The 21,727-nt window shown below is 59.7% G+C and carries 20 protein-coding genes and 1 other annotated feature (1 of these 21 running past the window's edge); of the genes, 7 read left to right on the top strand and 13 right to left on the bottom strand.

All coding sequences use genetic code 11. From position 1 onward, the window contains the following. Window positions 1-70: 70 nt before the first annotated feature. The 3 genes from dcd to apbC all read right to left on the bottom strand — a co-directional run bounded on the left by dcd (window position 71) and on the right by apbC (window position 2,553). Complete coding sequence (gene dcd / locus BN1139_RS19360) at window positions 71-652, bottom strand: dCTP deaminase (RefSeq protein ID WP_005336719.1); 582 nt, start codon at window positions 650-652, stop codon at window positions 71-73. A 63-nt stretch (window positions 653-715) separates the two neighbouring features. Continuing rightward, window positions 716-1,360: a uridine kinase gene (gene udk / locus BN1139_RS19355; RefSeq protein ID WP_005352133.1), complete on the bottom strand. Its 645-nt coding sequence runs from the start codon at window positions 1,358-1,360 to the stop codon at window positions 716-718. 110 nt (window positions 1,361-1,470) lie between these two features. Continuing rightward, the gene (gene apbC / locus BN1139_RS19350; protein WP_005352136.1) at window positions 1,471-2,553 is read right to left on the bottom strand and encodes an iron-sulfur cluster carrier protein ApbC; all 1,083 of its coding nucleotides are present in this window, start codon (window positions 2,551-2,553) and stop codon (window positions 1,471-1,473) included. A gap of 186 nt (window positions 2,554-2,739) precedes the next feature. Here apbC and metG point away from each other — a divergent pair, with 186 nt between their 5' ends. Then, the gene (gene metG / locus BN1139_RS19345) at window positions 2,740-4,773 is read left to right on the top strand and encodes a methionine--tRNA ligase (protein WP_026034905.1); all 2,034 of its coding nucleotides are present in this window, start codon (window positions 2,740-2,742) and stop codon (window positions 4,771-4,773) included. 110 nt (window positions 4,774-4,883) lie between these two features. Here metG and BN1139_RS19340 read toward each other — a convergent pair whose 3' ends face one another. Continuing rightward, window positions 4,884-5,345 (bottom strand): CHAD domain-containing protein, encoded by a 462-nt coding sequence (locus tag BN1139_RS19340; RefSeq protein ID WP_005352139.1) that lies wholly within the window; start codon window positions 5,343-5,345, stop codon window positions 4,884-4,886. A gap of 15 nt (window positions 5,346-5,360) precedes the next feature. Beyond that, complete coding sequence (locus tag BN1139_RS19335; protein ID WP_005345583.1) at window positions 5,361-5,633, bottom strand: acylphosphatase; 273 nt, start codon at window positions 5,631-5,633, stop codon at window positions 5,361-5,363. Between the two features lie 82 nt (window positions 5,634-5,715). On the opposite strand from BN1139_RS19335, the gene BN1139_RS19330 reads away from it, so the two are divergent. The 3 genes from BN1139_RS19330 to BN1139_RS19320 all read left to right on the top strand — a co-directional run bounded on the left by BN1139_RS19330 (window position 5,716) and on the right by BN1139_RS19320 (window position 9,983). Next, a complete protein-coding gene (locus BN1139_RS19330; protein WP_005352141.1) occupies window positions 5,716-7,146 on the top strand; it encodes a methyl-accepting chemotaxis protein in 1,431 nt (476 codons plus the stop codon). 113 nt (window positions 7,147-7,259) lie between these two features. Then, the gene (locus BN1139_RS19325; protein ID WP_005352143.1) at window positions 7,260-8,453 is read left to right on the top strand and encodes a class I SAM-dependent methyltransferase; all 1,194 of its coding nucleotides are present in this window, start codon (window positions 7,260-7,262) and stop codon (window positions 8,451-8,453) included. A 345-nt stretch (window positions 8,454-8,798) separates the two neighbouring features. Then, a complete protein-coding gene (locus BN1139_RS19320; RefSeq protein ID WP_005352145.1) occupies window positions 8,799-9,983 on the top strand; it encodes an acyltransferase family protein in 1,185 nt (394 codons plus the stop codon). 34 nt (window positions 9,984-10,017) lie between these two features. On the opposite strand, the gene BN1139_RS19315 is transcribed toward BN1139_RS19320, so the two are convergent. Next, entirely contained in the window at window positions 10,018-10,446 is a 429-nt protein-coding gene (locus BN1139_RS19315; protein WP_005352148.1) for a GNAT family N-acetyltransferase, read from the bottom strand. A gap of 405 nt (window positions 10,447-10,851) precedes the next feature. Between BN1139_RS19315 and selD the strand changes: the two genes are divergently transcribed. The 3 genes from selD to BN1139_RS19300 are packed head-to-tail and all read left to right on the top strand — an operon-like array spanning window position 10,852 to window position 13,668. Then, entirely contained in the window at window positions 10,852-11,889 is a 1,038-nt protein-coding gene (gene selD / locus BN1139_RS19310; protein WP_005352150.1) for a selenide, water dikinase SelD, read from the top strand. Further along, window positions 11,886-13,001, top strand: coding sequence for a tRNA 2-selenouridine(34) synthase MnmH (gene mnmH, locus BN1139_RS19305; RefSeq protein WP_013723740.1), 1,116 nt, complete (start codon window positions 11,886-11,888; stop codon window positions 12,999-13,001). The genes selD and mnmH overlap by 4 nt, the downstream gene beginning before the upstream one ends. Before the next feature lie 22 nt (window positions 13,002-13,023). Next, a complete protein-coding gene (locus tag BN1139_RS19300; protein WP_005352154.1) occupies window positions 13,024-13,668 on the top strand; it encodes an MBL fold metallo-hydrolase in 645 nt (214 codons plus the stop codon). A gap of 189 nt (window positions 13,669-13,857) precedes the next feature. Here BN1139_RS19300 and rnd read toward each other — a convergent pair whose 3' ends face one another. From rnd to BN1139_RS19265, 7 genes are all read right to left on the bottom strand, one after another. Then, window positions 13,858-14,970: a ribonuclease D gene (gene rnd, locus BN1139_RS19295; protein WP_005352156.1), complete on the bottom strand. Its 1,113-nt coding sequence runs from the start codon at window positions 14,968-14,970 to the stop codon at window positions 13,858-13,860. A gap of 108 nt (window positions 14,971-15,078) precedes the next feature. Continuing rightward, window positions 15,079-16,755: a long-chain-fatty-acid--CoA ligase FadD gene (gene fadD / locus BN1139_RS19290; RefSeq protein ID WP_085942148.1), complete on the bottom strand. Its 1,677-nt coding sequence runs from the start codon at window positions 16,753-16,755 to the stop codon at window positions 15,079-15,081. 198 nt (window positions 16,756-16,953) lie between these two features. Further along, the gene (locus tag BN1139_RS19285; RefSeq protein WP_005352159.1) at window positions 16,954-17,832 is read right to left on the bottom strand and encodes an alpha/beta fold hydrolase; all 879 of its coding nucleotides are present in this window, start codon (window positions 17,830-17,832) and stop codon (window positions 16,954-16,956) included. Between the two features lie 8 nt (window positions 17,833-17,840). Next, entirely contained in the window at window positions 17,841-18,356 is a 516-nt protein-coding gene (locus BN1139_RS19280; protein WP_041202708.1) for a Slp family lipoprotein, read from the bottom strand. Between the two features lie 118 nt (window positions 18,357-18,474). After that, the gene (tsaB, locus tag BN1139_RS19275; RefSeq protein WP_005352165.1) at window positions 18,475-19,176 is read right to left on the bottom strand and encodes a tRNA (adenosine(37)-N6)-threonylcarbamoyltransferase complex dimerization subunit type 1 TsaB; all 702 of its coding nucleotides are present in this window, start codon (window positions 19,174-19,176) and stop codon (window positions 18,475-18,477) included. Window positions 19,177-19,266: 90 nt separating this feature from the next. Then, entirely contained in the window at window positions 19,267-21,186 is a 1,920-nt protein-coding gene (locus BN1139_RS19270) for a DNA repair helicase YoaA (RefSeq protein WP_005352168.1), read from the bottom strand. Window positions 21,187-21,253: 67 nt separating this feature from the next. After that, window positions 21,254-21,499, bottom strand: coding sequence for a hypothetical protein (locus tag BN1139_RS19265; protein WP_005352171.1), 246 nt, complete (start codon window positions 21,497-21,499; stop codon window positions 21,254-21,256). Window positions 21,500-21,687: 188 nt separating this feature from the next. Beyond that, window positions 21,688-21,727, top strand: a sequence feature (His leader region) (it continues 89 nt past the right edge of the window).

Raw genomic sequence — 21,727 nt, 5'->3', positions numbered from 1 at the left:
ATCCGTTTGATTCCAGATGCAAAAAGGGAGCACCTTGTGCTCCCTCGAATCATTGCCGTGTTGCCAGTTATCAGTCCTGATTGATGCGGCTGGCAACGGCGCCCTGCTGGCTCTTGTACTTGGCATTTTCCCGCTTGTTGTAGGGACGGGCCGCGACGCCCGAGAGCATCTCGAAGTTCAAGGCGCCGATCTTCATCTTCGGACGCAGCGCCAGCGGCAGTTTGCCGCCGTTGTAGAACTCCAGCACGATGCGACCGGACCAACCCGGATCGATGCGGTGCGCGGTCACGTGCACCATCAAACCCAGGCGCGCCAGTGAAGAGCGGCCATCCAGCCAGCCGACGATATCGGCAGGCAGGGTGACGGATTCGTAGGTCACCGCCAGCGCCAGCTGACCCGGGTGCAGGTAGAAGGCTTCGCCATCGGGGATGTGGATCTCGTCACTCATCACCCGATCGATGGCATCGGCCATCTCGCTGCTCGGGCCGCTCAGGTCGATATAGGGCGCGGTATGATCGCGAAACACCCGAAACTCGTTACCCAGCAGCACATCGACACTGACACCACTGATCCGCTCTACCCCGGGCCGTGGCTCAATGACGATCTTGCCTTCATCCAGATGGCGTTCAATATCGGTATCACACAGACGCATTGGGCGACTCTCCTGACAAATTGTGCTTTTAAAAAAGCCGGGCATCACCCGGCTTGTTTCATCTTAACCGATCAACATGTGGCGGATACGCGCCTTGAGCATGTCGATGGCGATGCGGTTCTTGCCACCACGGGGCACGATCACATCGGCATACTGTTTGGACGGCTCGATAAACTGCAGGAACATCGGACGCACCGTCTTCTGGTACTGCTTGAGCACGGAGTCCATGGTACGGCCACGCTCCTGCACATCACGCACCAGACGGCGCAGCAGGCAGATGTCGAGCGGGGTATCCATAAAGATGGAAGCATCCATCAGATCCCGCAGACGGCTGTCGGTCAGCAGCAGGATCCCTTCCAGAATGATCACCCGGCGCGGCGCAAACGGGGTCACTTCGTTCATCCGGGTGTGTTCGGTGTAGGAGTACTGGGGAATGGCAACCGCGTCACCTTTGACCAGCTGGCTCAAATGCTGTACCAGCAAGTCGTGATCCAGCGCGTTGGGGTGGTCATAGTTGGTCTTGACCCGCTCTTCCATGGTCAGGTGGGTCTGATCACGGTAGTAGCAATCTTCGGTGATCACACCAATCTGACCTGCGCCCAGTTCGGCCACCAGCTCTTCATAAATGGTCTGGGCTATAAGACTTTTGCCAGACGCAGATGCGCCCGCAATACCGATGATCACACACGAATGTTGAGTATCAGACATGACAAATACCTAAAAGAGAAGAGCAGTGGGGATGGTTTAAACCGATCCATTATATAAAAAAGGGTGGGTCATGCCCACCCTCAATTCCCTTTCAAGTGACCGACCGCCGATTATTCATCCAGCGCCATGGCATAGAGGGGGGTCGCAATCGGTTTTGCGCTGAAAAAGAGTTCAGCCCCTACCCTGCGCGCCAGCTTCAAATAGGCCTGAGCCAGGCTTCCTTCCGGTGCGCCGAACACCGTCGGGCAGCCATCATCCATGTGTTGGCGGATATCGATGTGCAGCGGTAATTGACCAAGCAGTGCCACTTGATACTGCTCTGCCATCTTCTGGCCGCCACCGGTACCAAACAGCGGCTCATGATGACCACAGGCGCTGCAGACGTGGTAGCTCATGTTCTCGATGATGCCGAGCACTGGCACATTGACCTTGTTGAACATGGCGATCCCTTTGCGGGCATCGGCCAGCGCCACATCTTGCGGGGTTGTGACGATCACCGCCGCCGAAGTCGGCACCTGCTGGGCCATGGTGAGCTGGATATCGCCAGTGCCCGGCGGCATGTCTACCACCAGATAATCCACCTCGCCCCAGCGGGTCTCATGGAGGATCTGCGCCAGCGCCTTGCTCGCCATGGGGCCGCGCCAGATGGTGGCATCCTGCTCGGAGACCAGATAGCCGATGCTGTTGCTCTTGAGGCCGCAGGCCATCACCGGCTCCATCAGCTTGCCGTCATGGCTGACCGGGCGCTCTGTGAGGGTGCCCATCATGGTGGGAATGGAAGGGCCATAGATATCGGCATCGAGAATAGCGACCCGCGCACCCTCTTTTTGCAGGGCCAGCGCCAGATTGACTGCGGTGGTGGACTTGCCTACCCCGCCCTTGCCGGAAGCAACCACGATGATGTTGCGAATGCCCTGCACGGCATTGAGGCCCTGCGCCCGCGGCATGCTCGCGACGTCAATTTCCAGTGCCCAGTCGATACGGGCAGCACCGGTGGCGCTGCGCAGTCTGGCATCGTAGTTCTCTTTGAGCTGATCTAGCAGCGAGAGACCGGCAAACGGCAATACCAGCCGGATAGTAAGCCCCTGACCCTGATTGATGATCTCGCGAACGAATCCGGCATCCACCAGATCCTTGTGCCAGCCTGCTGGCTTAAATTCGGCGAGGATCTGTTTTACTGAATCAATCACCATTAACTCCTCATTATCTTGTCATTATCTTGAGGTGAACGGTTACCGCACACAAATCAGTGGCTTGCCTGCCATCGTAACAGCAGGTGCTGCCAAGGTTGGCATAGCCACAACCCTAGGCAGGCTACCCCCAATTCGGGTAACATGCACGGCACTCTATCATCCCAACAAGCACATCAAGAACGTAATATGGCAACTGATCCTCGTAAAATGCTGGTAACCTGCGCCCTCCCCTATGCCAATGGCTCCATCCATCTTGGCCACATGCTGGAACACATCCAGGCCGATATCTGGGTTCGTTATCAGCGAATGCGCGGTCATCAGGTGCACTTCATCTGTGCCGATGATGCCCACGGCACCCCGATCATGCTCAAGGCGCAACAGATGGGGATCACCCCGGAAGAGATGATTGCCGCTGTCTCCAAGGAGCACCAGGCCGATTTCGCCGGGTTCAACATCAGCTTTGACAACTATCACTCCACCCACAGCGACGAGAACCGCGAGCTGGCGGAGCTGATCTATGGCCGCCTGAAAAATGGTGGCTTTATCAAGAGCCGCACCATCTCCCAGCTGTTCGATCCGGAAAAATCCATGTTCCTGCCGGATCGTTTCGTCAAGGGAACCTGCCCCAAGTGCAAATCTCCGGAGCAGTATGGCGACAACTGCGACAGCTGCGGCGCCACCTACAGCCCGACTGAGCTGATCGATCCGAAATCTGCTGTCTCCGGCGCGACTCCGGTAATGAAGGACTCCGAGCACTTCTTCTTCGACCTGCCGCAGTTTGAAAAATGGCTCTCTGAGTGGGTGCGCGGCTCCGGTGCCATTCAGGAAGAGATGGCTAACAAGATGCAGGAGTGGTTCGAAAGCGGCTTGCAGCAATGGGACATCACCCGTGATGCCCCCTACTTCGGGTTCGAAATTCCCGGCGCCCCGGGCAAGTACTTCTACGTCTGGCTGGATGCGCCCATCGGTTACATGGCCTCTTTCAAGAACCTGTGCAACAAGCGTGGCGACATCGACTTTGACAGCTACTGGAAAGCGGACTCCGACGCCGAGCTCTACCACTTCATCGGCAAGGACATCGCCTACTTCCACTGCCTGTTCTGGCCGTCCATGCTGGAAGGTGCCAACTTCCGCAAGCCGACCAAGGTCAACGTGCACGGCTATGTGACCGTCAACGGCGCCAAGATGTCCAAGTCCAAGGGCACCTTTATCAAGGCATCCACCTACCTGAACCACCTGGATCCGGAGTGCCTGCGTTACTACTACGCCGCCAAGCTCAACAGCCGCATCGATGATCTGGACCTGAACCTCGAAGATTTCGTGCAGCGCGTCAACGCCGACGTGGTCAACAAGCTGGTCAACCTCGCCTCCCGCAACGCCGGTTTTATCGCCAAGCGTTTTGGCGGCAAGCTGGCGGCAACCTGCGCCGAACCCGAGCTCTACGCCGAATTCGCCAATGCTCGTACCGCCATTGCCGAGGCTTATGAGAGCCGTGAATTCAGCCGCGCCATCCGCGAAATCATGGCGCTGGCCGACAAGGCCAACCGCTACGTGGACGACAAGGCGCCCTGGGTCATCGCCAAGCAGGAAGGCGCTGACGCCGAGCTGCAGGCGGTCTGCTCTGTTGGCATCAACCTGTTTCGCGTGCTGATGGCCTACCTCAAGCCCGTCATGCCGCTGCTGGCCGAACGAGCCGAAGCCTTCCTGGCCGAAACCCTCAGCTGGGATGGCATCGAGATGCCGCTGGTCGATCACACCGTTGCCCCGTTCAAGGCCCTCTTCTCCCGCATCGAGCCGGCGAAGATTGAAGCCATGATCGAGGCCTCCAAGGAAGACTTGGCCAAGGAGCAGGCACCGAAAGTGACCGGCCCCCTGGCTGATGACCCCATCAGCGAAACCATCACCTATGACGATTTTGCCAAGATTGACCTGCGCGTCGCGCTGATCAAGAAGGCCGAAGCGGTACCGGAAGCCGAGAAGCTGCTCAAGCTGCAACTGGATATCGGCGGCGAAACCCGTCAGGTGTTTGCCGGTATCAAGTCCGCTTACAACCCGGAAGATCTGGAAGGCAAGCTGACAGTGATGGTGGCCAACCTGGCGCCGCGCAAGATGCGTTTCGGCATGTCCGAAGGCATGGTGCTGGCTGCAGGCCCGGGCGGCAAGGATCTCTGGATCCTGGAGCCGCAGGAAGGCGCCCAGCCAGGTATGCGCGTCAAGTAAGCGCATCGACCCGATAAAAAAGAGGCCTGCGGGCCTCTTTTTTTGTCACTGCACTCTTTTAAGCCACTGCAACTCTGCGGATTGTTCCCATTGAGCATCCGGCAAGATGGTTAGAGCGGGCTATCCAGTATCGCCACCTTGAGCCCCACCAGTTCTGCCTGCTGGCAATCGAGGCGGCGGGCAAGGTGGCGCCGGTAGTGACGAGCCAGCCCTGAGGTATCGGGAGTTTGCTCCAATGCATCCAGCCAGCGGGCAAGCATGCCCGAAAAAAGGGGAACCGTCACCTTGGGCAAGACGATTGTGGATGACGCACCAAAGCGCGCGGCGTAAACCTGTGCGTCGCGCAGGGCCGAGAGTCGGCCAATGGCCCGCTGCAGCCGTCGTTCCAGTTTTGAATGACAAAGGGCGGGTCGCCACAATGCGAGCAGCGCCTGCATGCGGCGCGCAGCAATGCGGTAACCATGGACATGGGTTTCGCTCGCTTCACGGCGCACCGCGCGAGCAGCATGGCGGTAGCTGGCAACCAGCACCCGGGCCTGCGCCAGCAAGGGATCACGCGTATCGGCAACCATGATGTACCCGGCAGATCAGTTGGTGTGAAAGCCCTGGCCGGTGGGCGGCAGCGCCTCTTCATACTCCATCCGGGTCACCCTGGCGGTGCGCGGGCCATGCTCCAGCCAACCCAGCATCATCTGCACCCCCTGCGCGGGGCCGCTGATGAGGATCTCCACCGAGCCATCCTCCAGGTTGTAGGCATGGCCCCGCAAACCCAGTTGCAGCGCCCGCTCACGGGTGAAATAGCGAAATCCCACCCCCTGCACCTGCCCCCACACCCGAATGACAAACGATTGCTCTCCCATTTCTCACACCTTCCGCTTAAGAAAAAAATTCCCGAGACGATAATGTGCCCGACACTCTATCTCTGCAGGATGCAGCTCCATTATGAAAGAAGTTAAATTCCGGTGGGTTGACCGCTATCTCATTCACCTCACCATCAGTGAAAAATTCCATATCGCGTTCTGGTTACCTCTCTTCATCATCGCCTTTCTCAGCTGGTATATGCTGGCGGCCAGCCATCAGCAGGAGATCTCCCTGCGGGTAGCGCAGTTGCAGCAACGGGTCGAGACCACGGCGCAGCTGGTCAGCCAGCAGCCCACTCTGGTGTTGCCTGCTGATCTGCGTCTGGCCCGGCAAGGCAGCAGCGGGTTGCAGCAGCAAGGAGATCACTACCTCTTTAGCGCGCCAGCGGGTCAGGCAGGCTACGTCACCGGTGATCTCGATACCAGCAACCTCTCCATGTGGGAGGGTCAGGGCTCGACCCTGCTCCTCATCGGCGCGCTGGCCGCCCTGATGGCACTGGTGATCCACTACATGATGACCTTTGTCTCCGGCGCCCTGTACTCCACCAACAAGGCGCTGCAAACCGTGGCGGACGGGGATCTCACCTTCCGTCTCAACTTCTTCCCGGTGCGGGACGAGTTCTCCACCCTGGCGGGCAGCATCGACCGATTTACCGACCGCCAGCACCAGATCGTCAAACTGGTGGAGGAGTCTGCCGAAGCGCTGACCATGGCCGCCGACGAGTTTCGTGACCATGCCCGCGAAGGCGAGAGCATGGCGCGTTCCCAGCGCCAGCACATGGATTCGCTGGCCACCGCCATGGAGCAGATGTCGGCGGCGATCCGCGAAGTCGCGCGCAATGCCAACGACACCCTGCAACAAACCCACCAGTCGAGCGAAGAGGCGGCCAATGGCGCCAACCGGGTAGCCCGCACCATAGAGGCGATCCGCACCCTGGCCGACGAGATTGGCAACGCCTCCGGCGCGGTCGAGCGGCTCACCCACAACGCCAACCGGATCAACGAGGTGGTCAACGTCATCAACGCCATCTCCCAGCAGACCAACTTGTTGGCCCTCAACGCCGCCATCGAAGCGGCCCGTGCCGGTGAGCAGGGTCGCGGCTTTGCGGTGGTGGCAGATGAGGTGCGTACCCTCGCCAGCCGTACCCAGCAGGCGACGGTGGAGATCCAGCAGATGATCGAAGAGCTGCAGACCGGTACCGGCGCGCTGAACGAGATCATGGAAAAGACTGTAGGGCGCGCCGCCAGCAGCCAGCAGCTCATCAGCGAGGTGGGGCTCGATATCGAGAAGCTCAGCAACCACAGCGATGCGGTGCTGGAGATGAGCACCCAGATCGCCACCTCCAGCGAAGAGCAGAGCTCGGTCGCCGCCGAGATCACCCACAATCTGGATCAGGTACGCCATGAAGCGGCACAGGTGGAAGAGTCTGCCAGCGCCTCGGTGGCTGGCACGCAAGGGCTCAAAGCCACCGCCAGCGAACTGGCCCAAGCACTCAAGGGGATTAAGCTCTGACCATATGAGGTGTCAGATCAGGGCAACCCCATCCATTACACAGGGTTGTTTGAGTTTTACCTGCGGGCCACATAGAATGTGGCCCCTTTTCTTTCTACCATCGGCAAACATCCATGAGCGCTTCCATCTATCTCGTCAAAGGCCGCGAAAAATCCCTGCTGCGTCGCCACCCCTGGATCTTCTCCAAGGGGATTGAGCGGGTTCAGGGCAACCCCATTGACGGCGATACCGTCGAGATCTATGCCAACGATGGCAAGTGGCTCGCCCGTGGCGCCTGGTCAGGCAGCTCCCAGATCCGTGCCCGGGTCTGGACCTTCGACAAGGATGAAACCGTCGATCTCGACTTCTTTATCCGTCGTCTCAAATATGCGCAGGAGTCTCGCGATCCGCTGATCAAGCGTCAGGGTCTCACCGGCTATCGCCTCTGCGCCGCCGAATCCGACGGCCTGCCGGGTCTGACCATCGACCGTTATGCCGATTTTCTGGTGTGCCAGATCCTCTCTGCCGGTGCCGAGTTCCAGCGTGAGCTGATAACGCAAGCACTGCGTACCCTCTACCCAGAGTGCAGCATCTATGAGCGCTCCGATGTGGCAGTGCGCAAGAAGGAAGGGCTGAAAGAGCGCACCGGCGTTATCTATGGCGAGACCCCGAACGAGCCGGTGGTCATCGAGGAGAACGGTGGCGTCAAGATCCTGGTGGATATTCGTAACGGCCATAAAACCGGCTTCTATCTGGATCAGCGGGATAACCGTCAGGCAGCTGCCAAATACACCGAAGGCAAGCGGGTGCTCAACTGCTTCTGCTACACCGGTGGGTTTGGCGTTTATGCCCTCAAGGGCGGCGCCAAGGAAGTGGTCAACGTCGATCTCTCCCAGAATGCACTGGATATTGCCCGCCAGAATGCCGAGCTGAACGGGCTGGATACCAGCAACACCCAGTTCGTCCGTCACGACGTGTTCAAGCTGCTGCGTGAATATCGCGAGAAGGGCGAGAACTTCGACGTCATCGTGCTGGATCCGCCCAAGTTCGCCGAGAGCAAGGCCCAACTGCTGGGTGCCTGCCGTGGCTACAAGGACATCAACATGCTGGCGTTCCAACTGCTGGCGCCGGGTGGCGTGCTCTTGACCTACTCCTGCTCCGGCCTGATGGAGCAGAGCCTGTTCCAGAAGATCGTTGCCGATGCGGCGCTCGATGCCGGTCGCGATGCCCAGATCCTGGAGCTGCTCTCCCAGGCCTCCGATCACCCCATCGGTACCGCCTATCCGGAAGGCTTCTACCTCAAGGGACTGGTGGTACGCGCCCGCTGATCGGCAACCACCCTCTCCTTGTGATCAATCAGGCCCCTTGCGGGCCTGATTGCTTTGCATCGTATGGTGCCTGAGCCTGACGCTCGCCCCGATTCCCCCTCTCTGCTTTATTGGTGTTTCCTCTCCTCCTCTTTTGCTGCCAGCGCCCCACTTCTTCTCTGTTTAAATTACTTTGCACAATAACTGCACATTTATGATTCAAATCACACCCGTATGACTCTCTTTTCCGTAGTGTGATCCCGCCTGCGGCAGACAAGCCGGGGCAACCGACCCGTCAGGAGTGATAGGCGGTACAACAACAAAAATCGATGTCAGGCCAAGCTGAACATCACAAGGGATCCCGATATGAATCAATCATTGCCGCTGTTAACGCCGCTGCGGGGCATCGCTGCCCTGATGGTGGTGCTGTTCCATGCCCGCTTGCTGCTCTTTCCCCAGTGGATGGAGTCGATCGCAGGCCACACCCAACTCATCGAGAATGGCTACCTCTGGGTCGACCTGTTCTTTATTTTGAGCGGCGTGGTGCTGGCACATGTCTATGGGGAGGCCTTCACCCGCACGCCCCGCACCGTGGGCTATGGCCGCTTTCTCTGGCTGCGGCTGACCCGCGTCTACCCCCTCTATCTGGTGACCCTGCTGTTGCTGGTCGGCTGGGAACTTTACAAGGCGCAGCACGGAGTAGGCTTCTATGCCGGCCCCTTGTTCAAGATGTGGGAGTGGGAAGGGATGCCGCCTTTCGGTTCGCCCTTCACGCCAGCCGAAGCGCTGCCCAGCGCCTTACTGCTGCTGCAGGTGGTAACCGATCACGGGTTGACCTGGAACTTCGCCGCCTGGTCCCTGAGCGTAGAGTGGATAAGCTACCTGCTGTTCCCGCTGCTTATTCCGCTGGCGGTCACCCGCAGTCGCTGGAGCCATCTCGCCCCCCTGCTGGCGCTGACGGTGCTGGCCTTTATCGTGCACAGTCGCGGCACCCTGGATGTCACCAGCGGCGCGCTGGCGGTGGGGCGCGGGGTGAGTGAATTTGTGCTCGGCCTCTGGCTGCTGCCGAGGGTCAAGGCCGCGAAAAACTTCCCCATGATGAAGCGAGACCTGCCGCTGCTGGTCGCCTTTGTGCTGCCCTTCGCGCTGATGCAGTTCACCATGACGCCACAGCTGACTCTGCTTCTGATCGGCTCCTACATAATGCTGATCTGGATTGCCGCCGCCCAAGGGGAGCGCCGGAGTCCGCTGCTGCACCTCCTGGATAACCGCTTCACCAACTGGCTGGGGGATCTCTCCTACTCCATCTACCTGCTCCATGCGCTGGTGCTACTCACCGGCTGCGAGCTCATCCACTATCTGGCGCCGGGGATCACCGAGTGGTGGTATGGCCAGACCAACCCGCTGCTGGGGATAGTGGCCACCTTGCTGATGCTGGCGGTGCTGATCAGCCTCTCTGCCTTGAGCTACCACCTGCTGGAGCGGCCATTGCAGCGGCGCCTGCGCCGCTGGGGCAAGTCACGGCAACCGGCGCTGGAGCGAGCCGGATAAGTTAACCCCACCCTGTCTGGATGAGTTGACGGGCTTATGCCAACTCATCCAGCACCAGTTCATCCAGACCGCTCATCACCCAAGCACTCGGGTGCTGGCTAAATCCGAGCTTGGGGTAGTACGCCACCGCCTGCGGCGCGGCCAGCAGGATCAGCTTGCAGCCGGGCTGCAATTGCAAAAACGTCTCGCGAATAAGGGCTTTGCCAATCCCCTGCCCCTGCACTGACTCGGCTACCGCCAGATCCGAGAGGTAACAACAAAAATGAAAATCGGTCACTGAGCGCGCCACACCGACCAGGGTCTCGCCCTGCCAAGCGGTGATCAGCAAATTGGCGTGATCCAGCATGCCCTGCAGGGTAGCTGGATGCTCCAGCGGCCGTCTCGCCCCCAACGAGGTCTGCGCCAACAACGCCGCAAACTGCGCCGTGGTGATGGGGTGGTTAACCAAAAATGTGGTGGTCACTAAGCTCTCCTGTTGTAGATCGGCGGTTGCGTGCTGTTGGTCTCTTTGGCGTTCTTTTTGCTGCATCTGTACTGCTATCAATCAGTCAGCGCTGGCTCCAGCCCGATGACAGGCAAGTGCGGGCAATTCCCTGCTGTTTATGTGAATTCCTGTTCGAACCCCAAGGGGCAAATGTGGCATAATGCCCCGTCCTGTGGCCCTTGGCGGGGCTGCGCTGGCGCACCTTGTCGCCCTTTTCTTCCCCGTCCGGCCTGGCAGTCTTTCATAACTGCCAGTCATCGCTGCCCCTGTTGGCACCGAGGCCACCCATATTTGCGGCTTCTTGTCTTCCTCACTACAAGGCCGCCCATTGACCAAGACGGCTCCACAGAGCCTCTGCTCTGTTTGCAAATAAAAGGGGTAAGTATGTCTTCCATTCGTCTGACCCAATACAGCCACGGCGCTGGCTGCGGCTGCAAAATCTCTCCCAAGGTACTCGACACCATCCTCAAGAGCCAGATCCCGGGCTTCAACGACCCGACCCTGATCGTTGGCAACAGCAGCAAAGATGACGCGGCCGTGGTCGATATCGGCAACGGTCAGGGCATTGTCTCCACCACCGACTTCTTCATGCCCATCGTCGATGACCCCTTCACCTTTGGCCGCATCGCCGCCACCAACGCCATCAGCGATATCTACGCCATGGGGGGCAAGCCCATCGTCGCCATCGCCATCCTCGGCTGGCCCATCAATACCCTGCCCGCCGAAGTGGCCCAGCAGGTGATCGACGGCGGCCGTCAGGTGTGCCATGAGGCGGGCATTTCGCTGGCCGGTGGCCACAGTATCGATGCCCCCGAGCCCATCTTCGGCCTTGCGGTGACCGGTATCGTGCCTCTGGATGCCATCAAGCAAAACGACACCGCCAAGGTGGGTGACACCCTCTATCTGACCAAGCCCCTTGGTATCGGTATCCTCACCACGGCCCAGAAGAAGGGCAAGCTCAAACCCGAACACGAGCAGCTGGCCCCCAACGCCATGTGCACCCTCAACAAGATTGGCCAGCGCTTTGCCGAGCTACCGGGTGTCCACGCCATGACCGACGTCACCGGTTTTGGTCTGGCGGGCCATCTGCTGGAGATGTGTGAAGGCTCTGGCGTCAGCGCCAGCCTTGACTTCAAGGCGCTGCCGCTGCTTGATGAGGTGGATTACTACCTCTCCGAGGGCTGCGTACCGGGCGGTACCCTGCGCAACCACGACTCCTACGGCCACAAGCTGGATGCCATGGACGATCGCACCCGCAACATCATGTGCGACCCACAAACCAGCGGCGGCCTGCTGGTCGCCGTGGGTAAAGAGAGCGAAGCCGAGCTGCTCGCCATCGCGCAAGAAGTTGGGCTAGAACTCTCGCCCATCGGTCAGATCAAGCCCCTTGATGGCTCCCGCTTTATCGAGATTGTCCAATGAGTGAATTGCCACTGGCCACGGACTACGCCCAGATTTTTTTAGGCGATGTGCCGTTGATTGATGTGCGCGCCCCCATCGAGTTCAAGGAGGGGGCCTTCCCCTGCTCGACCAGCCTGCCCTTGATGACAGACGATGAGCGCGCCCAGGTGGGGACCTGCTTCAAGAAGCAGGGTCAGGCCGCCGCCATTGAGCTTGGACACAAGCTGGTGGGGGGAGCAGTACGTGCCGAGCGACTCGAAAGCTGGCTGGCGCAGTTGCGCCAGCAGCCCGATGCCGTGCTCTACTGCTTTCGCGGCGGCCTGCGCTCGCAAACCGTGCAACAGTGGCTGGCTGAAGCGGGAGTGACTCGCCCCCGCGTCGCCGGTGGCTACAAGGAGCTGCGCCGTTTCCTGATCGACACCCAGGACAAGGCCTCTGCCGAGTGTCACTGGAGCGTGCTGACCGGCATGACCGGCTCCGGCAAGACCCATATGCTCGATCAGGTGACCCAGGCGGTGGATCTGGAGGGGCATGCCCATCACAGGGGCTCGTCGTTTGGTCAGCTGCCCGGCGGCCAGCCCAGCAACATCAACTTTGAAAACAACATGGCCATCGAACTGCTCAAACGCCGCCATCGCGGCGAGCATGCCTTCGTGGTCGAGGACGAGAGCCGGCTGATTGGCCGCTGCTGCCTGCCCCTCTCCCTCCATGAGGCCATGAGTCAGGCACCGCTGGTGGTGGTGGATGTGCCGCAAATCGATCGGGCCGAGCAGATCCGCGAAGATTACGTGCACGATCTCTGGCTGCGCTATCAAGCCATGTATGGCCAGGAAGCCGGTTGGCCGCTGTTTGCTGCCTACCTCACCGATGCGCTGGCCCGTCTCAAGCGCCGCCTCGGCGATCTGGTCCACCGCGAGCTGGATGCCCTGATGCAGACCGCCCTCACCGAGCAGGAAAAAAGCGGCGATACCGCGCTGCATCTGGCCTGGATCACGTTGCTGCTGACCCGCTACTACGACCCCATGTATCTCTACCAGCTTGGCAACAAGCAGGAGCGCATCGTGTTTCGCGGTGACAAACAGGCCTGTCTCGACTATTTCGCCGAGCAGCATGCCAGCGCGCTGCGCAGCTGACCCATCCCAAGAGAGGAACTCTATGTTGAAATTCGAGGTGATCCCGGTCACCCAGTTCGCCCAGAACTGCTCCCTCATCTGGTGTGACGAGACCCATCAGGCGGCCCTGATCGATCCGGGCGGCGAGGCGGACAAACTGCTGACCGCCATCGCCAAGCGCGGCCTGACCCTAACCCACATCCTGCTGACCCACGGTCATCTGGATCATGTGGGTGCAGCCGCCGAGCTGCGGGAAAAGACCGGCGTCGCCATTACCGGCCCCCACAAGGAGGACACCTTCTGGCTCGACATGCTGCCCCAGCAGAGCCAGATGTTCGGCTTCGCTCATACCCCCGCCTTCACGCCGGATCGCTGGCTGGAGCAGGGTGACAAGGTGCAGCTTGGCCAGTGCGAGCTGGATGTCTACTTCTGCCCCGGCCACACCCCGGGCCATATCGTGCTGCTGAACCAGGCCGAAAAACTCGCCTGGGTTGGCGACGTGCTGTTTGCCGGCAGCATCGGCCGCACCGACTTCCCCCGTGGCGATCACGGCACGCTGATCAAGTCGATCAACGAGACCCTGCTGCCGCTGGGGGACGAAATCGTCTTTATCCCAGGCCACGGCCCTAGCTCCACCTTCGGTCGCGAGAAGGTGAGCAACCCCTACCTGACCCAGCCTATCTGGTGATCAAAAAAGGCAGCGGTGTTAGCCGCTGCCTTTTCTTCTCTGCTCTCTTTTTCATTCTCGACTCCCGCCATCCGGCCAGCCATGTTCCACCTGCGTTCCACATTTCAGCATGCCCATTTGTCTCTTTCGCCCAATAAAAATCCCCACCCGGGGGTGAGGATTTATTTATAGATGCAACCGTCTGGTGGCTTATTGTGCCAGCAGGTGACCGACCAGCTCATGACGCCACCCTTGCAGCAACATCGGCTTGTCGCTGCGGGCCCGCTCTTCGTCATTCATCCGCCAGCTCCAGGTGAAGTACTGGTGGATGATCTTCTTGCTGGCAATCAGCTCGGGCGGAATATTGCTCGCCTTGGCCTTATCTTCCACCATGGCCTTGATGCGCTTGAGCTCGGCCTTGTACTGGGGGAAGTCCACCAGCCGGCGAATGGGCTCGGGCCAGCTGTCAGGAGCGCTCTGCTGCGCCTTGGCGAGGATATCGAGCATCCGTTTGCCGTGGATCTTGATCTCGATGGGCGAGAGGCCGAGCTCGTTGAGATCCCGCAGGGAGGCAGGACGACGCTCCGCCACCTTGAACAGGTGCAGCTCTTTCACCACAAAATTGAGGGCCAGGTCCCGGCGCACCGCCTCTTGCTGGCGCCAGGCGGCCAGCTCGCGCAGAATGGCGAGCTCGCGGCGACCCAGTTGCCAGGCGTTGACGATTTCAAGATATGCCTGACGGGGATCGCTACCCTGGGTCTTGCGGGCGGAGTGGTTTTGGCACTCCTGCTCGAACCAGGCAAACTTGCCGCTTTCCCGCAGTTTGGCCATCACCTTCTCGTAGAGCGGCATCAGGTAGAAGACATCCGCCGCCGCGTATTCGAGCTGACGTGGCGTAAGCGGGCGGGCCAGCCAATCGGTGCGCGCCTGATCTTTTTCCAGCTCGACCCCGAGGAATTCATTCACCAGCGCACCAAAGCCGACCGAGACGCCGTAACCGAGAAAGGCGGTAGCAAGCTGGGTGTCGTGCATCTGGTTGGGCAGGTGGCCCGCCTGATGCTGGATAAGCTCCAGATCTTCGCCAGAGGCGTGCAGGATGGCGATCTGCCCTGCTCGGCCCAGTCGTTGCCAGAGGGCGGAGAGATCCAGGGTCAGCGGATCCAGCAGCGCCAGATGCTCGCCGTCATAGATCTGGAACAGACCAAGCTGGGGGTAGTAGGTACGGGTGCGAACGAATTCAGTATCGATAGCCAGGGGAACGTCGGCCAGAGAAGCGAGATACTGCTCAAGTTCGTCTTGCTGAGTGATAAGTTGATAGTGCATCTGTGCCTGCGCGGTTGATCAGGGCCAAAAAGAAAAAACCGTGGGATGACCCACGGTTTTGCATAACGACGGTGCTGGTTTGCAGAGGCTTCTGCAGCCGCAGTCCGGTTATTGCTTGGCAATCTCCTCGTCGCGCAGTACGCGGCGCAGGATCTTGCCCACATTGGTCTTGGGAAGTTCGTCACGAAATTCTACCAGTTTCGGCACCTTATAGGCAGTCAGATGTTTGCGGCAGTGGGCAATAATCTCATCCTCCTGCAATTTTGCATCTTTCTTGACCACAAAGATCTTCACCAGCTCGCCGGAGACCTTGTGCGGCACGCCGACGGCAGCCACTTCCAGCACTTTCGGGTGCAGGGCAACGACATCTTCGATCTCGTTCGGGTAGACGTTGAAACCGGAGACCAGGATCATGTCCTTCTTGCGGTCAACGATCTTGAAGAAGCCCTGCTCGTCGCACACGGCGATATCACCGGTACAGAGCCAGCCATCCTGCATCACTTCGGCGGTCGCCTCGGGGCGCTGCCAGTAGCCCACCATCACCTGCGGGCCGCGCACCTGCATTTCGCCCGGGGTGCCGAGGGCGTGGATCACCTGACCGTTGTCATCCACCAGCCGGATCTCGGTAGAGCAGACCGGCAGACCGATGGAGCCGTTGTAATCGGTCAGATCGTAGGGGCAGACGCTCACCAGTGGCGAACACTCGGTCAGGCCATAGCCTTCCAGCAGCGGGGTGTCGGTCAGTGTCTTCCACTTCTCCGCGACCGCGCGCTGCACCGCCATGCCGCCACCGATGGTCAGCTTGAGCTTGTCAAAGGCGATCCCCTGAAACTCTTCATTGTTGACCAGCGCATTGAACAGGGTGTTCACGCCGGTAATGCAGGTAAAGGGGTACTTCTTGATCTCTTTGACAAACCCCGGGATGTCGCGCGGGTTGCTGATCAGCAGGTTGTAACCGCCGATACGCATAAACAGCAGGCAGTTCACGGTCAGGGCAAAGACGTGGTAGAGCGGCAGCGCGGTGACCACGAACTCCTTGCCACGCTCCAGCATGGGGCCATAGACGCCGAGGCACTGCTCGACGTTGGCAATCATGTTGCGATGGGTCAGCATGGCCCCTTTGGAGAGGCCGGTGGTGCCGCCGGTGTACTGCAGGAAGGCGAGATCGTCGTTGGTGATCTCCGGCTTGATGTACTGCAGGAAACGCCCCTTGGAGAGGGCCTGACGCATGGTGGTGGCGTGGGGCAGATTGTATTTCGGCACCAGCTTCTTGACGTACTTGACCACGAAGTTGACCAGGGTGCCCTTGGCCAGCCCCAGGTTGTCACCCATCCGGGTCAGGATAACGTGCTTGATCGGGGTGTCGTAGACCACTTTTTCCAGGGTATGGGCGAAGTTGGAGACGATGACGATGGCTTTGGCACCGGAGTCCTTGAGCTGATGCTCCAGCTCGCGCGGGGTATAGAGCGGGTTGACGTTGACCACTATCATGCCGGCGCGCAGGATGCCGAACACGGCGATGGGGTATTGCAGCAGGTTAGGCATCATCACCGCAACCCGATCCCCTTTCTCCAGCTTCAGCTCGTTTTGCAGGTAGGCAGCAAAGGCGCGGGACTGCTCTTCCAGCCGGCGGTAGGTGATGGTTTGGCCCATGTTGACGAAGGCGGGCTGATCGGCAAACTGGGTCACCGAGGATTCGAACATCTCGACCAGGGAGCTGTATTGGTCTGGATTGATCTCGGCGGGGACCCCTTCCGGATAACGTTTCAGCCAGACTTTTTCCACAAACTTCTCCTGCATAACTAGCACCTGTGCGCTCACTGTGTTGCCTCCGTCCCGGTTCACATCCATTTTAATCGGTTGTTTTAAGCTGATGCTCTAATGCCGCCCATATTTACACAGCGCAACATCAATTAACAGCAAATTAACAACAGAAAAATGTGAGGGAGAAAACAAACCTGGAATTATTGAAAGCTGGCGATTCTACCGAACTTGACAAAACTTTACGATACAAACGGCCGTATCAACCGAATTTTCCATATGAAAATGGTGGTTCCCACCCAATATGACCCGCTCGATCTGCTGGAAGGCATCCTGACGGGCCTGCCATTGGGCTTCAAGTGCAGCAAAGCCCTGCTCCCCCTGAATCAACAGCACAGGACAACGGATAGCCGCCATCAGCGCCCGGGCTTGCCCTTCGCTCATTCTCAGGGGCGACAGATCCCGCAAACGGGGATCGCTGCGCCAGTGCCAGCGCCCTGCCCGCTCTTCAAGCTGCCGTTCACAGATAAGACGCGCCGCCTGCGGCGTGATATCCGCCACTTTGCAACGGGCGGCGACAGCCTCATCGATGGAGGCAAAGCCGTTGGCACTGCGCTCCCGGGTGCGACTGCGGTTTAAAATTGCACGTCGCAGCTGCGCAGGTACCTCCTCATCGGGCTGGCTCAGCGGCCCCAGCCCCTCCAGCATGATCAACCGCTCCACCTGTTCGGGGAACACCCCGGCATAGGCGGAGGCGATCAACGCCCCGAGGGAGTGACCGAGCAGAGTGAAGCGCGACCACCCTGCCGCCTGCACGATCTGGTAGAGATCGTCCAGCCAGTCGACAAAGACATAAGGGGTGGTTTTGTGATCTGAGTGACCGTGCCCCGGCAGATCGACACAGATAAGGTGAAAATCCCCCAGATGCTGCGCCAGCGGCAAGAAGCTGGCGCTATTGTCGAGCCAGCCATGCAAGGCGATCAACAGGGGTTTGCCCTGTTGATCATGCTCAGCGGAGTGGTTCTCCAACAGGGCTACCCGCCGCCCATCTGCCAGGGTGAGCAGACGTTCGTGCAGAGTGCTTTTGATGCTCTTGATCATGGCAAGCCTTAGCGACGCAGCGGCCGTCTCGGCCAGAAGGGATCATAGAAGGGGTCGTAGAAGTAGGGGTCCATATAGCGCACCTCCACCTCCTTGACTGGCGGCCACAGCTTGCTGCCCGTCACATTGAGCACAGAGAAGCGGTACTTGTGCTCGCCAATCTGGCTATCCACCGGTTTGCCTATGGTGCCAAGCACCGTCAGGCTACGCCCCTTGGCGTAGAGGGTCGGATCGACAAAACCCTTCATGATGGCCAGAAAACGGCCCGGGCTCTGCTCGGTCTGCTCCGGCACACCGTTGGACTTGAGCGGCAGATAGACCACTTCAATAACGCTCTGATCCGCCTTGTTGTGCACCGCCGAGATAACGCCGCTCCAGCGGGCCGGTTTGCCCTCCATTCCGCCAAGGGCGGGTTGATAGGCCACCAGCTGGTTTTCTGGCTCATAAGCCAGCTCTTTGGGGACCGAGCTGCAGGCCCCGAGCAGCAGGGCCAGCGCCCCGACCACCATCCCGCGTTTCATCATGTCGCTTCTGCTATTACGCATCATGTCACTCTCCTGTTGCCGGCGTGGCCCGTCGGGCCATCCGCTTTTATTGCAGCTGATGAGCGGCAAGAGCGACATGACGTCAGTGCTCCTGCCCTTATTCGCGACCCGGCAGCTTTTTCCAGGTCACCTTGTCACGCAAATAGACCGGCGTTGCTTGTTCAACCGGTACTGTCTCCCCCGCCAGCCAGGCGGCGCGGGCCAGCGGCAGCATGTCCTCTGCCGCCGGGAAGCGCACCTGACTCTCCGCCAGCTCATCGGCCAGACCACTCAGGGTCTCGCCATAGGTTTCAAAACCGGTGCCGACGCAGGTCACAGGGCCCGCCAGCTTGCCACGGACGTCAACCAGTGCCGCGGGCTCGCTCACCACCTCGTCCCCCACCAGCTGCATGCGGCCATCAATCAGCTCATAGCGGCCGAAATAGACCTCGTTCATCCGCGCATCTATGGCGGTCAGCACCTGCTGGGCGCCATCCAGTCGATAGGCGCCTTGCGCCATGGCGGCCAGCGTCGAGATGCCAATCAGCGGGACACCCGCACCAAACGCCAGACCTTGCGCCACACTGATGCCGATCCGCACGCCGGTAAAGGAGCCCGGGCCGCGACCGAACGCGATGGCATCGAGGTCACTCAAACTTATCCCGGCATCCTCTAACACAGCCTGAACCATGGGCAGGATTTTTCGGGTGTGATCCCGTGGCGCCTCCTCCCAGCGGGAGAACAGCTTGTCACCCACCAGCAAGGCGGCGGAGCAGGCTTCGGTGGCGGTATCAACGGCCAGGATCTTCAACTCGTTCATGCTTTCCAATCTCTATAAAATCAGTCAATTACATAACCGGCAAGCGAGATATGCTCACCCGTTGTTCAAATCTGTTATCTGGCGGCACACTTATTCACCGCGTTCAGTGCGATCGAAAAAGCTCCCCAGCGTTCCCAACTCCCGGGTGCGAGGGATGGCGGGCAGACTCTTGATAAAGGTGGCGCCGTAAGGTTTGTTGACCATGCGTGGATCACAGATAACCAGCACCCCGTGATCACTGCGATCACGAATAAGCCGCCCCACCCCCTGCTTGAGCGCAATCACCGCCTTGGGCAACTGCAGCTCGGCGAAGGGATCCCCCCCCTTGAGCTTGCAATCATCCACCCGCGCCTTGAGCAGCGGATCATCGGGGCTGGCAAACGGCAGTTTGTCGATGATAACACACGACAACGCCGCCCCTCTCACGTCGATCCCCTCCCAGAAGCTGCTGGTCGCCACCAGTACTGCACGGCCATTCTCGACAAACTCCTTGAGCAACCGTTGCTTGTTGTCCTCCCCCTGCAACAAGACGGTACGGCCAATCTCCCGGCGCAGCACCTCGGCTACCTGACGCATCACCTGATGGCTGGTGCAGAGGAAGAAACAGCCCCCCGGCGTCTTGTTGATGAGCGGGATCATCAGATTGGCCAGCAGCTCGCCACGGCCAAAGGCGTTGGGCTCCGGTAGATAACGGGGCACACAGAGCCGCGCCTGCTCGCCATAGTCGAACGGACTGTCGAGGATCAGCTCGGCGCTGCCCGCCAGCCCCAGCTCGGCTTTGAAGTGATCAAACCGCATATCCACCGTCAGGGTGGCGGAGGTGAAGACCCAAGCTACTTCCGGTCTTTGCACCTCGGCACTGAATCGCTCAGCCACCGATAGCGGCGTCAGATTGAGGGTGAAATGAAGCCGCGAGCAGTCATACCAGTAGGAGAAACCAGTCTGGTTGACCGCCAGCACTTCACCCAGGCGGGTGCGCAGTTCACTGATGCGCTCGAAGGCGTGATCCAGCTGCTCGCCCCGGCCAAGAGCGAGTTTCAGCACCTCGTAGCAGAGCCCGATGGCATCGTTAAGACGAGCCAAGGCCTGCCCCCAGAGCGGCTGGCGCAGCATGTCGCGGGTATTGCCGCGACCGCCATCCACCCCGAAGGCGAGACGCAGATCCTGACTGGCGATAGCGAGCCGGTCCGCCGCCTTGCCGAGCTGGGCCATATCGTGGGCCTCGGCCCGATAGGCCAGCTGGATATCCTGCGCCAGATCCTGAATCGTTCGGCTGCCTACCGACTTGCCGAAGTAGTTGGTGGCGATCTCCGGCAGCTGGTGTGCCTCGTCAAAGACATAGACTTGCGCTTCGGGCACCAACTCGCCAAATCCGGTGTCTTTCACCGCCATATCGGCGAAGAAGAGGTGATGGTTGATCACCACCACCTGGGCATCCATGGCGCGGCGTCGAGCCACCACCAGATGGCAGTCGTCGTAATAGGGGCAGTCGCGGCCGAGGCAGTTGTCGTTGGTGCTGGTGACGTGGGCGAGGATCTCGGCGTTCTCCTGCAATCCCGGAATATCCCCCACATCGCCGTTATCGGTAGCAGTGGACCAGGATTTGACCTTCACCAGATCGTTCAGGATTTCAGGCTTTTGCAGATGGGATTCGCTCAAGAGCCGGTTCATCCGCTCGATGCAGAGATAGTTGCTGCGTCCCTTGAGCAAGGCCACCGGCGGGGTGTAGGAGAGCGCCCCTGTGATGGTCGGGAGATCCCGATAGAAGAGCTGCTCCTGCAGGTTCTTGGAGCCGGTACTGATCACCACCCGCTTGCCGGACTCCAGCGCAGGCACCAGATAGGCATAGGTCTTGCCGGTACCGGTTCCTGCCTCCACCAGCAGACGGCCACCACTTTTGATAGCGCGTGCGACCGCTTCGGCCATCTCCAGTTGGGGAGCGCGGGCTTTGAAACCGTCGATATGGCTGGCCAGAGGGCCATCTGGCTTGAACAGGGTCTGGATGGTCAAAAGAGCGTCCCGCAGCAAAAGCGGCCATTATGCCAAAAGCGCGGCAAAAGCGGGACAGATAATCTGCCTAGACGAACAGATCGATCTGATGCTCGGGGTCCGGCTTGTGATCGTCCTCCTCCGCCTTGGGCTGATCACGCTTGGCGGGCGTGCTATACGCCTGCTGGCGCTGCTGGGAGTCACTGTTGTCAGTGCTGGTCTTGCGCAGCTGGTGCTTTTTGCTGATCTGGTTCACTTCCCGCTTGATCTCTTCGCTGCCGGGCGCGGCGGGCGCCCGGGGCAAAATGGGGAACAACAGGTCCTGGCTGGGCATGATGGCGACTCCTGCAAGGGATTATTGTCTAGTTATCGGCCAGAAAACCGTTTTCACCACTTTAATCGATCAAATCACAATTTCGGGTTGCATTTTCTGTCAAGGCAGGTAGTTTAAATCAGGCGTCAATTACGACATCTTATTTTGTAAAGGATTGATTACATGAAGTTCACCACCCTGAAGACTCATCACCACCATCATCATCCCGACTAGTCTTTCAGGAGGTTG

It is taken from the genome of Aeromonas veronii bv. veronii (assembly GCF_000820225.1).
Classification (GTDB): domain Bacteria; phylum Pseudomonadota; class Gammaproteobacteria; order Enterobacterales; family Aeromonadaceae; genus Aeromonas; species Aeromonas veronii.
The sequence above is the reverse complement of the archived record's forward strand: the minus strand, read 5'-3'. Positions and strand labels throughout refer to the sequence as shown.